This is a genomic window from Maribacter zhoushanensis (assembly GCF_029350975.1).
Lineage (GTDB): Bacteria > Bacteroidota > Bacteroidia > Flavobacteriales > Flavobacteriaceae > Maribacter > Maribacter zhoushanensis.
Map to the genome: position 1 here is coordinate 567,325 of NZ_JARKMR010000001.1, position 14,486 is coordinate 581,810.

The window sequence follows — 14,486 nt, forward strand, 5'->3', positions numbered from 1 at the left end:
TAACGGCACCTTATTTTGCAATATAGGCCCAAGCATTTTTTCCGGATACCAATTTGATCTGAATTCTTTCATAAGCTTCCCCCTCATACTGATCAGCTTTTTGTAACTCTTGATGCGTAAGGGTATATACTTGACCTTTAATAGCATCTTCTTTTGACCCGGTATGTTGTAATGTAGGGTAGAGGTCTGCTACTTTGTCATCAGATATGGTATACAAAGGTAATTCGTCTTCAAAACCATTTAAAGGTCTGGCGAAAACGCCAAGTTGTACATCTCTTTCCTGTAAAGTACCGTAGGTGAATAAAAAGTGGGTAGCCGCAGCTCTTTGTACAAAAAACTCATCTACCACTTCTAATTCTGTTTTAAAAGAAACCAACTGACCTGCAAATTTCTTTTGAATACTTTCTATTAATGCCGGGGCATCTTCTTTGTAATATCTTTCTAATGTGGCTTTGTCCGGTACGGTATATTGAACAGAGTATGTGAAGCCTCCCATATCTTCTTCAACCAAAACTTTGGTGAATTTTGCGCTTAAGAATTTACCTGTTGAAAGTACTTGCGGTATATGGCTTTCTTTCATCCATTGCAACCAAGCATCATGGGCAGATTCTTCTATGTTGGTGGTAACGTTATAAATATACATGCGTTATTTCTAGTTCTATTTGAATTGCAAAGTTAGTTCAACTAGGTCTTATAACGAATTTGATAACGTGCGATTTTAATTTATGGCGTCTCCCCTTAAAATTCTAAAGTTTTTTCTTGCTTCAGGAAAGTAGTAACTGTCTTGATAATTGTAGATAATTTTCTCGTACTGCTCTTTTGCTTTAGTAGGATCGTCGAATTCTTTTCGGTAAAGTTCTCCCAGTGCATAATACGCATCATCGGCAAGAATACCATTACCATAAAACGTGATGATCTTTTGATAGTTTAATTGAGCATCTTCGTATTTCTTTTGCCTTTCATATAGCTGTGCTTGTTTTAAAAGCGCCTCGTCTTCAATTTTTTCTCCCTTATGGTTTTCTAAAATCTCGTTTAACGCAGTAATGGCTTCATCGGTTTTGTTTTGATAGGCTAGAAAGTCTGCCCTTGCAAATTTTTTCAACGCGGTTTGTGTAGAATCTTCTAAGGAATTATCTGATATCAGCAAGCTTAGGTGCATGGCATCGTTTGCAATTAATTGAGAAGTAGAGCTTCGTAATACTTTTAATTGTGTTAAAGCCCAGTCAAAATCTCCTTTGTAAAAACTTGTTTGCGCCACCTTAAAACGGGCATCTTGCCCTAATACATCGTTTTTTAATTTCGATTGTATCTGTGAGAAATAGATGAGTGCTTGATTAAACTTTTTGTCATACACCAAAATATCTCCCAGTGCCAATTTTAAAAATGCGGTACCTCTATCGCTTAAAGGTAGTTCTAGACTGTTTTTTAATAATTTCTCTGCAGGTGCTGGATCATTCTTTTTAAACGTTAGAAAATTTGCGTAGGCTACTTGTAATTGAAGTGATTGCGATTTATACCCATAAACATCTACAAGTGCATCGTACTTTTTTTGAATAGCATCTAACTGTCCTTTTGTAGCATTTATTAAATCAATATCAATAAGGTTTAGCTCAGCATCTAGTATGGTTATTTTGTTACTGGTGTTTTCAATGATATAACTAAAGATATCTTTGGCTGCCTCATATTCTTCGTTATCTAATGCATCTTTTCCTAAATTTTCTAATCTTGTGGTTGAACTGCCGTTCATGCGCTTATAAATGGCTTTTTCCTGTCTAAATGCGCTGCTGTACTGTTTCTGTTGAATAAAAAGCCAACTTAAAAGTTCGTTTAAAAGAATATCAGGATTTTTCTGAGCTCGCTCTAAGAGGACTTTTTTGAAAAGGATGTTATTTTTATTCTCGGCATCTTCAGAAATGAAATCGTCTATACTTCTTAGAATGTTAGATTTAGATGTTTTGCCATCAATAACAAGGTTTAAGTATGAATTGTACATGGCTTCAACATTGCCTTGCTCACCGTAAATTCTTGCCAACTGGAAATTGAAGTTTAGTGCGGGATTCAATTCCATCGAATTTTTAAATGCTTTTATGGCTAGGTCTAAAAGGTTATATTTTTGAAATTGTAGCCCTAAAGCATATCCGTAATTGGGGTTTTTTGAGATGACGTCCAGTGCCTTATCATAATAGGTCTGTGCCATTTTCTCATTCTCCTGAAGCGTATAATTATAGCCCAGATCAATTAATAGCGTAGGATATGGATTGCGATCTTTTAACCGTTCGTTCAAAAATTCTTCTGCAACTTTATAGCGCTGTAATTGCTGGTAACAGGCAACCAAGTCTTGGACATACTCAGTTCTTCTAGGATTTTTTTTAACTAATTTTTCATAGAAAACTACAGCTTTTTCAAAATCACCATCGGCAAAATATTGCTTTGCCAAAAAATCATCTTGGGCAAAGGCGAATGTAGATAACGTAACATATGCAAAAATAAAAATGATGAACCGCATATTCAAAGATACATAGAATGCTGTAAGATGTTGTTAATGCTTTGACAACATAAACAGTAGATACTAGTGCGATACCACTTTTAAACCAATAATAGAACCTATTAATGTGGAGATAAAAAGAATGCGTAAAAACGTTGCCGGTTCTTTAAATACAAATATACCTACAAGTACGGTACCTACCGCTCCAATACCTGTCCAAACGGCATAAGCTGTTCCAATGGGCAAGGTTTGTGTTGCTTTTACCAATAATATCATACTGATGGCTAGTGCAGCTAAAAAACCAACATACCAAAGGTACATTTCGTTGCCAGTAGCTTCTTTTGCTTTACCTAAACAAAAGGCAAATGCTACCTCAAACAGACCGGCTATTATTAATAGTATCCAATTCATTAAGAAGTTTTTTAATCGAACTAAAGGTCGACGATCTCTTTTACCTATTCATTGTAATGAAGGTATTTTTTTAGATTAGTATCCTCACAGATATATGAAAGATTTTCATTGTAAATAGCTTGGTAGTCCGTATATACTTGGTCGCAATTGCTTTCGTTGTAGTGAATAATAACAACTAGTTTTTCATCATCCAAGAAACCTTGTGCACCTGAGGCATCCCACCAATTTTTATCATCGTTATATGATTCGTAGGTAACACCATCAAAATCTTCGGCATTTTCAACGAAGTTCTTCGCCATGCATTTCATACCTTTTTCATGTACATAATTACAGAGTTCTTGAAAATATGCAATGCCTTGTTCTTTTGTTACTTGTATGCCGTATGTTTCTCGTGTTTCATCATATAAAGCCCAGTCCATATTATCAAACTCTACCCAGTCATAACCCAACTCGGCTATTCTATCTATACGAGCTTTCATGACATCGATTATTCCGGTTGTAGTTGTATTCACAAAATACTCACCAGGCCACTCAGCCCACTGCTCTGTAGTTAAGTATGGCTGAAGTTGGTTGAAATCATCTCTCCAATCTTCGCCAGTGCCAATACTTATATAGGCTGCCAATTGATTTCTGTTAGCTTTTATTTCTGCAATTGATTCTATGACATCATCTTCAAACGGATCTACCAGTACATATGCATTATTTGTATTCAATACTATATAATCTACTTGGTCTACCTCATAATTTTCAATATATGCATGATTGTAGATGGGTATGGCGTAGAAATTTTCATCGGTTACTGCGTCTTCTGCTGGGTTTGCTGTTTCATCAATGGTTTCCTCAGGTGTTTCTTCGGTGTTGCTCGTATCATCTTGGTTTGTACAGGCTAAACAAATGGAAAGTAATAACAGTAGAACGCAATTTTTCATTAGGGTAAGTTATAGTGATGTTTAAAGTAATACCTAATTGGTTATTTATATACGCACTAGAATTACAATTGGTCTATATCTATTTACTTCTTATTTTAACACAGGTGCTTTTCGTTGTTTGGTACCTTGCTCGTAAGAATAGGTTAACCCTATGAGTACAGGTTCATCATACATTCTACCTAGAAACTGAAGTCCTGCCGGTAAATTTTTACTTGAAAAACCCATGGGAACGGTAAATGCAGGTTGACCTGTGTGCGGACTAATGATTTGACTATTGTCTCCCTTATATTCTTCTTGAAAATGGTTTATTCTTGCAGGAGGATTGTTCCAAGTAGGATAAACAATAGCATCTAGCTTTAAAGAATCCATCACGTCTTCAATAGCTTCTCTAAAAGCAATTCTTCGTATATCAGTGTAGGCATCTAAACATGGAATATCTGAATCTTCCCATCTTCCGGAATGTGCTGCATTTCTAATGAGTCGTTCTCTTGCAAAATCTGACGTACTACCTGCTTTAATGATATCTTCAATAGTAGTTAATGAATCATTTTTTACATAATCCTTTAAAAAAGTTTCTACATCTTCTCTAAAAGTAGCACACCATTGGTTGCTTCTTAAATTTTTAAAATCTGGTACTATTACGGTGTCTATAACCGTTGCCCCTAAAGAATCTAGTTGTTTAAGTGCGCCATTGAATAATGCATTAATTTCTGGGTCAGCATTATAATCACTTAATTCTCTTAACACTCCTATTCTACAACCTGTTAAAGCATTCTTTTTTAGAAACTGAGTGTAGTTTGAAGGTGTTTTTCCTTCTGAATATTTGGTAAGTGGGTCTTTTGGGTCTATACCTGTAATTACTTCTAGAACTTTTGTTGCATCTTCAACCGAACGACACATGGGGCCTACTACATCGTTTCGTAAATAAAGCGGAACAATGGCACTGCGACTTACCAAACCTAAGGTAGTTCTAAAACCCACCAAAGCATTATGAGATGATGGTCCTCTAATTGAATTTCCGGTATCTGTACCTAGACCTATGGTGCCAAAATTAGCCGCTATTGACGCGCCTGTACCACCACTGGACCCTGCCGGTACGTAATCTGTGTTATACGGATTTCTAGAAGTTCCGGCAGTGGAACTTTCACTATGCATTGGACTAAACGCCCATTCTGCCATGTTAGATTTTGCAATAATTATAGCACCTGCATTGACCAGTTTTTCAATAATAAAGGCATCTTCTTCTGGTATGTAGTTTTGTAAAGCCAAAGAGCCTGCCGTGGTTGGCAGTCCCTTGGTGTTGATATTGTCTTTTACAATTAACGGTATGCCATGTAAAGGACGAAGAATACCGGTTTTCTCATATTCGTCATCTAGTGCTTTTGCTATTTCAATAGCATTTTTATTTATAGTGGTAATGGCATTTAACGTAGTATCTAATTTTTCAATACGATTTAAATATGCCTCAACTAATTGTTCACTATTTAAAGTATTGTTTTGATAAGCTTTATGAATATCAGAAATGGTAAGTTCTGTAACATCAAATTCTTTATTTTCAGTAACTTTTTTTTCTGAGCAATTAATAAAAGTCATGCTTACAATTAACAGAAAGCAATTGAATTTGAAATTCATAATAACGAGTGTTTTAGGATTATTTCAGTTCATGTCTGAAAATGAACGTGCTACTAAAATAATGAATATTGATGGGCTTAATTTGAAGAGTTTCAGATGAAAAGGTAATTTTATCATATTACGATTATTAGGTATGTTTTTTAAAACAAAACGCCGTGCAATATTGGTTGCACGGCGTTTTGTTTAATATTCTTTTTTTGCCAATATCACTCGGCAATAAGAAAACAGCTCATTTAAGGCTTAATCGATCATATCAAAACCACAATAAGGTACTAATACCTCAGGAATTTTAATTCCGTCCGCAGTTTGGTAATTTTCTAGAATCCCAGCTAAAACACGCGGTAATGCCAAAGAACTACCGTTCAATGTATGTGCTAGTTGGTTTTTGCCATTTTCATCTTTAAAGCGCAGCTTTAATCTATTGGCTTGGTATGTTTCAAAGTTTGAGACAGAGCTAATTTCTAACCATCTATCTTGTGCAGTTGAAAACACTTCAAAATCAAAAGTAAGCGCAGCCGTAAAGCCTAAATCACCACCACAGAGTCTTAGAATACGGTATGGTAATTTTAATTCTCTAAGAATATTTTTTACATGCTCGACCATTCCGTCTAATGCATCGTAAGATTTTGAAGGGTGTTCTACACGTACAATCTCAACTTTGTCGAATTGGTGTAAACGATTTAATCCGCGTACATGTGCTCCATAACTACCTGCTTCTCTTCTAAAGCAAGGAGTATAGCCTGTATATGTAATAGGGAAATCATTTTCGTTGACAATAACATCTCTAAATATGTTGGTTACAGGAACCTCTGCCGTTGGTATCAAGTAAAGGTCATCTGCGGTTACGTGGTACATTTGTCCTTCTTTATCTGGCAACTGACCTGTGCCATAACCAGATAGTTCGTTTACTAAGTGAGGTACCTGAATTTCAGTATAACCTGCTTCTGTATTTTTATCTAAGAAATAGGCGATTAAGGCACGTTGTAAACGAGCGCCTTTTCCTTTGTAAACTGGGAAACCTGCACCGGCTATTTTAACACCTAACTCAAAATCTATGATATCATATTTTTTTGCAAGCTCCCAATGTGGTAAGGCACCTTCTACTAATTTAGGTACTTCGCCTTCATTGAATATTTCTTCATTGTCTTCTTCTGTAGAGCCCTTTTTTACAGAAGAATGAGGAGCATTGGGTAATTGGTAAAGTAGCGTTTGTAATTCATCTTCCGCTTTGTTTAAATCTTCACCTAATTGTTTGGATTCTTCCTTTAATTTTACCGTTTTTTCTTTTAACGAATTGGCTTCTTGAGCTTTTCCGGTTTTGTACAATACGCCAATTTCTTTGGAAATTTTATTCGATTCTGCCAATACATTGTCCAAACTTGTTTGGGCAGCACGTCTATTTTCATCTAATTGAAGCACTTTTTCAATTAAGGGCTGTGCGTCAATGTTTCTTTTTCCAAGGGCAAGGATAATATCTTCTTGATTATCTCTTATGGTCTGTATTTGTAACATTGTAAAATTATATTTGACTGCAAATTTACATTAATCCTGCATTTATAAAGGGCACTTTCAAGTACTAAAAACGTATTGTACTAATTTTTAGAGTTTTCAAGGTTTGACGGTAGAATCCAGTCATGATGTTTTGTTCTGTACCAAGTCTCGGCTGCTAAATCTGTTTTAGCATCTATAAAGGGGACATACGGTTTGCGGTTAATGCTGATTTTTGAATTTTCTAAGTACACAGAAACGTTTCTGTTATCCTGTTTAAACTCCTTTTTTAAGTATTGGGCAAACTGCCAAGCAAAATCTGGATAGGCAAATATTTTACGTTCTTGACCTCTAGATACATAGTCTTTAGGCTTTATAATGAATACCTCTTTAGTGTCCTTGTCAACTACTTTAAATCTGCCTTTACCTTGTCTGCTGCGTAGCATCATTCGCCAGCTCATTCTATGGCCTTCTTCCGTCCAAAGAACATTATCGTTAATTGCATGGTGCCTTACGGGTAGTAGTAGTTGTATTATAAAATAGATGGTAGCTACTAGCAGCAATGTGTTTTTATGGTTTGGTAATGTGGTGTATGTTGCTGCAAATGCTGGTTTGTTTTTGAAAAATATTTTACGAATAGTTTCTGGTTCAAAAAAGAAAACACTGAATGCAATTGATAAATAGGGGAAAATGCCAATTTGGAATATGATTGAGTTGAATAGGTGAAAGAACAGTGAAAGAAAAAACGCGGCTCTCCTAGTTGGTTTCCAAAGTAGGGCTGGTACAATGAGAAAATCAAACAAAATACCAACAGAGCCAATGATACTATGAATCCATGGTTCTTGTAGAATATTGCCCACTAGCCAGTAATTTTTCTTTGAATGCATTAAAACGGCTATGGTGCTAAAATCTAACCAATCTCCATAAATTTTTGCGACAGATGCATATACATAAACGATGAATAATTGTAAAACAACTATCCATTTTATATAAGCATACATAGCGTTACTTTCTAGCTTTGGATTTATTTTGACATCATACGACCGACTTCTTTCCGCTGGAAAAAAACACATTAACAATGATATCAATATGAGTAAGTAATAATGATTGTTGTACGCCGTTTTTTGCATCAAGTACGTTGCGGTCCATAGTACGGTGAACGATATAATGCTAATTCGGTATTTGAAGCCGACGGCAATGCAAAGTCCAAGTAATCCCATTAATACAAAATAAAAATACATGCCGTTGCCGGGCAATGGCCGTAAAAACTCAAAATCAATGAAAGGGAACGTGTATTTGGGTGAAATTAAATTTCGGTTTACCCAACCTGTAGCAATAGCTCCAAAGCATTCTAGGGAAATAAGAATACCAAAAAATATACGGAAGATAATTAATGGGCTATTATCTATACGTTGATATAATAACCTGTTGAGCATAATTACCGATTAATGAATTGTAGCGATTTTTCTTTGTCCCTTGCCAACTGGGTTTTAAGGGCGTCAATAGATTCAAATTTATGTTCATCTCGTAAACGAACCAAAATATTAACTTGAATTTTTAAGTCGTACAGATCTGCATCAAAATCGAAAAAATTAATCTCTATAGACTTGTCCGTGCCATTTACGGTTGGGTTGTACCCTATATTCATCATTCCATGAACAACTTTGCCGTTCAGGAAGCTATTTACAATGTAAGCCCCGTTTTTAGGTATTAGCTTATAATCCTCCGCTATGGAAAGATTTGCCGTTGGGTAGCCCAACTGTTTGCCAATGCCTTTGCCTTTAACGATGGTTCCTGTTAGCATATATTCGTAGCCAAGGTAGCTATTTGCTGTTTCAATATCACCGTCTTCTAGCGCTTTTCTAATTTTTGTTGAACTTACGGATACATCGTCAATTTCTTGAGCAGGAATTTCATCGACCGTAAAATCATAAGTGCCGCCAAAAGTGATCAGGTCTGATATATTGGCATTTCTATTGCGGCCAAATCTATGGTCATAGCCAATAATGACTTTTTTGATCTTCAAAGTGTTTACAAGCATATCTCGAACAAATTCGGTTGCCGTAAGTCTAGAGAATTCTTTGGTAAACGGGTGAATAATAAGTATGTCAAGACCAAGTTTCTCTAAGATACCTATCTTTTCTTCTATCGTATTCAATAATTTTATATTGGTGTCTTTTTGCAACACCATTCTTGGATGCGGAAAAAATGTAAGTACCGAAGATTTTAATTCGGTATTCTTGGCATGGTTTATGATTTTATTAAGTATTTTCAAGTGACCTATATGCACCCCGTCAAAGGTGCCTATGGTAATGACCGTAGGGTGTTCTTCTTTGTATTTAGAAATGTTGCGGACTGTAATCACCTATGATAGAAAATAAAAAGACTTATATTTGATTTTGAGTTAAAAGCCTCTTAATGATTGCAAAATTACGCCTAGTTTTTACAATTACCATAGTATTTCTTTCCTTTTCCGGTTTGGCTCAAACTGCATATTGGAAAAATACGGAATTAAACAATACGGCTAAACAATTCACTAAGCAACAGTTACGTGTAAATAAAGGAACGGCTTTTACACTTAATCAGCAACAGTTTTTAGAGGCACTTACAAATAGGGAAACCTCTAATATTATTTATTTCCCTGATGAAACCGGTAAGTTAATTCCGTTTTTAGTGGAAGATGCCCATCTTTTTTCTGAAGGGCTTGCGCTAAAATATCCATCTATAAAATCATATAAGGGCATTGCCTTGCATGATGCTACTAAACAAATTAGGTTTAGTGTTTCTAATAACGGTATTCAAAGTACCATGATGACTTCTGGTGAAAATGGGGCGTTGTTTATGCAAAAATCTGCTGATGATACATACGTTTTGTATCGCAGAACAGATCAAGATGAACAAGATGTTGACTTTGTATGTAAAACTGTGCCCGAAATCAAAGAATATTCGCAAAATCTTACCGCTAAATTGGTAGACGATCAAACATTGCGAAAGTTTAGGGTTGCTATTTCAGCTTCAGGTGAGTATACAGAATTTCATGGTGGTACAAAGGCAGATGCTCTTGCGGCAATAAATGCTACGCTGACGAGAATAAATGCAGTCTTTGAACGAGATTTGGCAATAACCTTAGAGTTGATAGCTAATACTGATCTTGTAATTTATACTGACCCAGAAACAGATCCTTATACAGGTAGTTTAAGTAGTCAAGTGCAAAATACGTTGACCACCGTAATTGGGGAGGCTAATTATGATATAGGGCATCTTTTTAATCAGCAGGATAATACATTAGACGGTAATTCAGGTTTTATTGGTGCCGTGTGTACAGATAGCAGAAAGGGTAGTGGTTACACAACATTGTCTTCTCCCGTTGGCGATGCTTTTGATATTGATTTGGTTGCCCATGAAATGGGGCACCAGTTCGGAGCAAATCATTCATTTTCTCATATTTCAGAAGGTACTACTGTTCAGGTAGAACCTGCTAGTGGTACCACCATTATGGGTTACGCAGGTATTACGGGGAATAACAATGTCGCATCTAATAGTGATGATTATTTTCATTATGTAAGCATAGTGCAGATACGAGATTACCTTGAAACCATTTCGTGTGGAGAGACAGAGGTGCTTACCAATAACCCTCCTGTCATTACTCCTTTAACAGATTATGTTATACCAAAAGGAACTCCGTTTGTTCTTACTGGAGAGGCTACAGATGCCGATGCTACAAACATATTGAGCTATACTTGGGAGCAAATTGATAACGGAATAGTTACTCAGGCTACCTTTGGTCCGGATAATCCTGCCGGAGCTAATTTTAGATCATTGCCACCTAAGCTGACTCCAGAAAGATATTTTCCAAATTTAGATAGAATTTTAAGTGGTGAATTAACACAAACAGTTCCTACTTCTGGATCCGCTTGGGAAACGCTTTCTAATGTAGGTCGTGATTTAAATTTTTCATTGACTGTGAGAGATAATGCCTTAAATGGCGGACAGTCAGATTCTGACGAGATGACGGTATCCGTAAGTAATGAAGCTGGTCCTTTTTTAATTAGTTCACAAACTACAGAAGAATCTTTTGAAGCAGGATCAATACAAACTATTACTTGGGATGTAGCCAATACTGATATTTCGCCGGTAAATGCTGAAACCGTTTCAATATTCTTATCCACAGACGGTGGTCTTACTTTTTCTATTGCGCTAGTTGAGAATACTTTGAACGATGGTAGCCAGACTATAATTATACCAAATATTGCTACAGGTACGGGGCGTATTATGATTAAGGCAGATGACAATATTTTCTTTGCAATCAATGATGTTGATTTTGCTATTACTCCGTCAGAGATCGTGCTTGATTTTGAAGAGGTGGTCTTTGATATTTGTAAACCAGACGATTTAAGTGTAGATTTTACTTATGAAACTGATTTAGGCTTCGATGAAGAAAGTACCTTTAGTGTACTTGATTTGCCAATAGGAATTACGGCAACATTTACACCCGTAGTTGCAGATGCCAATAATACTTTAGTTACTGTTGACTTTGAGGGAATTTCGACTGTAGATGCCGGTATTTATCCAATTAGGGTTTTGGCGACCGCTGCTACGGTGACAAAAGAAATTACATTACAGCTAAGAATATATGACGACAACTTTGAAGAAGTAGTTTTAGTTTCTCCTGTAGATAATTTTGAAAATGCATCTACCGATGTATTATTGGAATGGGAAACATCAATAGGCAATACGCAGTACGATGTTGAAATTGCAGATGATGTTAATTTTATCAATGTTATAGAGTCAAGTACTGTAAGTGGTAGTTCTTTTTCGCCTACGCTAATAGATAATAATAGTACTTATTTTTGGAGGGTTAAACCAAAAAATGATTGTGGCGAAGGTGTATTTAGTGCTCCTTTCATCTTTTCTACAGTGCAGTTTAATTGTACTACAAAGAGTGCTACGGGCATGCCAATTGCCATATCAAGTAGCGGTACGCCGGTGATTACTTCTAAAATCGTATTTTTTGAAGATTTACCTGTTGCAGATATTAATGTGCAATTAGATATTGAACATACCTTTTTGTCTGATTTGGTTATTAGTCTAACATCGCCCGCAGGAACTACGGTAACATTGGTTTCAAACTCTTGTGGAGATTCAAGAGATATCAATGCTATTTTTGATGATGATAGTCCGGCATTTACATGTTCTGTAAGTCCGGGTATTAGCGGTTCAGTTAAACCTTTGGGTAGTTTAAGTTCATTTAATGGGGAATCTATTCTTGGTGAGTGGACATTGGAAGTGAAAGACAATGCCCCTTCTGATGGTGGTAGTTTAAATTCCTTTGTTCTTGAGGCATGTGTAGAGGGAGAGTTTAGGCCAGATGCTGATAATGATGGCGTTTTTGACGATGGTGATGATTTGTGTTTAGGTACACCTGCTGGTCAAGAAGTCGATGCTTCAGGTTGTTCTATTTATCGTTTTCCGGTAGAGAATTTTATTGTAAGCTTAGAAAGCGAGACGTGTAGTGATAATAATGATGGTTCGTTGTCCATAGTGCCAAAGTTGGCGCTAGACTATGAAGTAATAGTAACTGGTAATGGATTAAGTCTAACACAGAATTTCTCCAATGCCTTTAATTTAGCCAATTTAGAATCTGGTAGCTATACTTTGTGCATCACTGGTACAGACGGTATAATTGCCTATCAAGAGTATTGTGTTGATGTACAGATTACAGAACCTTCACCGTTAACTGTAATTTCTGACGTTGCCGTAGATGGCTCTCTGGTATCACTTGAATTAAATGGTTCATCTTTTTACACCATAGAATTGAATGGGGTTGCCATACAAACCGAAGAATCAACAATAGCATTGGATCTGAATAAAGAATTGAATACATTGAAAGTATATACAGATATACCATGTCAGGGTACTTATGAGGAACAGATTGGTTTCTATGTAGAGCCTGTGGTATATCCCAATCCGGTAAAAGATATTGTTGAGGTGTATTTAGGTGCTCCACAAGAAGAAATAATCGTAAGTGTATTTAGTTCAGATGGTAGATATATTTCTAATAAAACGGTTATGGTGAATGCTGGGGTAATGCAATTAGATTTAAGTTCGCTTTCTGCTGGTATCTATTATTTGAAGTATGAGGGAAAAACTATTAAAGGAACTTCTAAAGTAATTAAAGAATGATGCGTTTTTTAGTAGCTGTTTTATGTTTGTTTATGGCTGTGACCAGTTGTAAAAAGAAAAGTGCTGCAAACCCGCCAGAAGCTGTTTTTTTGGTGTTTCCGGAAGAGAATTCTGAATGTACTACGGGTGTTAGCTTAGGTGAAGAAACCAGTCAAGTAGAGTTTAGGTGGAATTTAGCGGATAATACAGAGACATATGAACTGCGTGTTACCAATATAGCAACAGGTACTGTTCAGACCATAGTAACCGCTTCAAGTTCAGCTAAATTACCTTTGGCTAAAGGTGAGCAATTTTCTTGGTTTGTACGTTCTAGAAATAGTGAAATAGATGAAACTGTTTCTAGTCAAGAATGGTATTTTTACAATGCAGGTTCTAGGTCTACTTTTGCCCCGTTCCCGGCCACTATTATTGCTCCTGCGTCTTCAGATAACGTGTTTAAAGATATTAATAACGAGGTTGAATTATCATGGTCCGCATCTGATTTAGATGATGATATTGCTAGTTGCGAAGTTTATTTTTCCGTAGAAACACCACCAATAGATTTAATTAGGGAACTATCGTCAACTGTAACAAGCGTAAAGGTTTCAGTGACATCAGATACTGTTTATTATTGGAAAGTCATTGTAATTGATCAAGAGGGTAATAGATCAGATACTGGGGTGTATAGTTTTAAAGTACTCTAAGAATTATTGAATTGGTTCATGGTTCTTGCTATTCCGGCAAGTGCAAATGAATTAATAATTTCTGTAGATTTTTTTAAACGTTCTGGCATCAATGTTTTTTCCTCATCGTTCCATTGCCCCAATACGTATTCAACTTGTCTGCCTTTGCCAAAATCTGCACCAACACCAAATCTATACCTATTATAAAGAATAGTTTGTAGAAACAGCTCTATGTCCTTTAATCCGTTATGACCTCCATTGCTTCCTTTTGTTTTTATGCGAATAGTTCCAAAAGGTAAATTAATATCGTCGGTTATCACTAAAACATTGCTTTGAGGAATTTTTTCTTTATCCATCCAATACTTTAAGGCTTTACCGCTACGATTCATATAAGTAGATGGTTTAAGGCAAATAATAGTCCTGCCTTTAATTTTATATGATCCTATGTCACCAAGTTTGGCGGTTTCAAAAGTAAAGTCGTTTACTTTGGCTACTTCATCCAATACTTTGAAACCTATATTGTGACGGGTTTCTGCATATTCCTCTCCTATATTGCCAAGACCGACAATTAAAAATTTCTTCATGGGATCTTTCTCTTCTGTAATTATGTTCTGGTTAGTAAAAAGAGATTTTAAAAACTGGAACATTGGTAATTTATTTTAAGATGTAAAAATACAAAAGCATCCTGATACAAGT

The 14,486-nt window shown here is 36.0% G+C and carries 11 protein-coding genes; 2 read left to right on the plus strand and 9 right to left on the minus strand.

Annotated features, from left to right (window positions below; genetic code table 11):
• Window positions 1-10: 10 nt before the first annotated feature.
• The 8 genes from PXD56_RS18590 to PXD56_RS02470 form a co-directional block, all read right to left on the minus strand.
• Window positions 11-643 (minus strand): DUF4286 family protein, encoded by a 633-nt coding sequence (locus PXD56_RS18590; RefSeq protein ID WP_338088434.1) that lies wholly within the window; start codon window positions 641-643, stop codon window positions 11-13.
• Window positions 644-718: 75 nt separating this feature from the next.
• Window positions 719-2,506: a tetratricopeptide repeat protein gene (locus tag PXD56_RS02440; protein ID WP_276491769.1), complete on the minus strand. Its 1,788-nt coding sequence runs from the start codon at window positions 2,504-2,506 to the stop codon at window positions 719-721.
• Window positions 2,507-2,569: 63 nt separating this feature from the next.
• Window positions 2,570-2,896 (minus strand): DMT family transporter, encoded by a 327-nt coding sequence (locus PXD56_RS02445; RefSeq protein ID WP_276491770.1) that lies wholly within the window; start codon window positions 2,894-2,896, stop codon window positions 2,570-2,572.
• 44 nt (window positions 2,897-2,940) lie between these two features.
• Window positions 2,941-3,825, minus strand: a complete 885-nt coding sequence (locus tag PXD56_RS02450) for an endo alpha-1,4 polygalactosaminidase (RefSeq protein ID WP_276491771.1) — start codon at window positions 3,823-3,825, stop codon at window positions 2,941-2,943.
• 90 nt (window positions 3,826-3,915) lie between these two features.
• Complete coding sequence (locus PXD56_RS02455) at window positions 3,916-5,418, minus strand: amidase (protein WP_276491772.1); 1,503 nt, start codon at window positions 5,416-5,418, stop codon at window positions 3,916-3,918.
• A gap of 279 nt (window positions 5,419-5,697) precedes the next feature.
• Window positions 5,698-6,969, minus strand: coding sequence for a serine--tRNA ligase (gene serS / locus PXD56_RS02460; protein WP_276491773.1), 1,272 nt, complete (start codon window positions 6,967-6,969; stop codon window positions 5,698-5,700).
• Window positions 6,970-7,049: 80 nt separating this feature from the next.
• On the minus strand, window positions 7,050-8,381 hold the full coding sequence (locus PXD56_RS02465) for an HTTM domain-containing protein (RefSeq protein WP_276491774.1): 1,332 nt from the start codon (window positions 8,379-8,381) through the stop codon (window positions 7,050-7,052).
• Between the two features lie 2 nt (window positions 8,382-8,383).
• On the minus strand, window positions 8,384-9,310 hold the full coding sequence (locus tag PXD56_RS02470; RefSeq protein WP_276491775.1) for a bifunctional riboflavin kinase/FAD synthetase: 927 nt from the start codon (window positions 9,308-9,310) through the stop codon (window positions 8,384-8,386).
• 53 nt (window positions 9,311-9,363) lie between these two features.
• Between PXD56_RS02470 and PXD56_RS02475 the strand changes: the two genes are divergently transcribed.
• Complete coding sequence (locus PXD56_RS02475; protein WP_276491776.1) at window positions 9,364-13,128, plus strand: zinc-dependent metalloprotease; 3,765 nt, start codon at window positions 9,364-9,366, stop codon at window positions 13,126-13,128.
• Window positions 13,125-13,811, plus strand: a complete 687-nt coding sequence (locus tag PXD56_RS02480; protein WP_276491777.1) for a hypothetical protein — start codon at window positions 13,125-13,127, stop codon at window positions 13,809-13,811. Before PXD56_RS02475 ends, PXD56_RS02480 begins: the two co-directional genes overlap by 4 nt.
• Here PXD56_RS02480 and pth read toward each other — a convergent pair.
• A complete protein-coding gene (pth, locus tag PXD56_RS02485) occupies window positions 13,808-14,437 on the minus strand; it encodes an aminoacyl-tRNA hydrolase (RefSeq protein ID WP_276491778.1) in 630 nt (209 codons plus the stop codon). The genes PXD56_RS02480 and pth overlap by 4 nt on opposite strands.
• Window positions 14,438-14,486: the final 49 nt, after the last annotated feature.